Source organism: Spongiactinospora sp. TRM90649, assembly GCF_029382225.1.
Classification (GTDB): Bacteria; Actinomycetota; Actinomycetes; order Streptosporangiales; family Streptosporangiaceae; genus Spongiactinospora.
Map to the genome: position 1 here is coordinate 1 of NZ_JARLTC010000105.1, position 739 is coordinate 739.

At 72.1% G+C, this 739-nt stretch carries 1 protein-coding gene; it reads right to left on the reverse strand.

Annotation, left to right across the window (positions count from 1 at the left end):
- On the reverse strand, nt 1-739 hold a 739-nt coding region (locus tag P3X83_RS43185; protein ID WP_346742800.1), incomplete at both ends, for an acyltransferase domain-containing protein.

Below are 739 nucleotides of genomic sequence, written 5' to 3' on the forward strand. Positions count from 1 at the left end.
GCCTCCAGCGGGGTCCAGGACACCTGGTAGCGCCATGAATCCAGGACGGAACGCTCACGGCGATCCTTCCGCCACGCGGACAGCGCGGGGAGGACGTTGTCCAGCCCGTCCTCGGGGGCCAGGCGCAGGGTCTCGGCCAGGGTGTTCAGGTCTTCGGACTCGACGGCCTCCCAGAAGCGGGTCTCCGTCTCATCGGCCGGACGCGCGTCCCCGGCGGGGAGGCCGCCCAGGACGACCGCGTCCATCCAGTACCGCTGCCGCTGGAAAGCGTAGGTGGGCAGCTCGACCTGTCCGCCGCCCCAGGGGGCGTAGACGGCGCGCCAGTCCACGTCCACACCGTGGGTGTAGACCTTGGCCACGCCGCGCAGCAGCGCGCCGGGCTCGCCGTGCTTCACCCGCTTGCCGCGCAGCGTCGCGGCCAGCACGGCCGAGGCCCCGGGCAGGCACTGCTGGGCGAGCGCGGTCAGCACGCCCTCGGGACCGATCTCCAGGAACTTCGTCACGCCCAACCCGTGCAGGGTCGCGACGCCGTCGGCGAACCGGACGGCCTCGCGCACGTGGCGCACCCAGTACTCGCCGGTGTACTCCTCGACCGGCTCACCGGTGACGTTCGAGACGATCGGCACACGCGGCCGGCGGTACTCCACCTGACCGGCGACCTCGCCGAACTCGGCGAGCATCGGCTCCATCAGCACCGAGTGGAACGCGTGGGAGACCGTCAGCCTCTTCACCCTGCGGC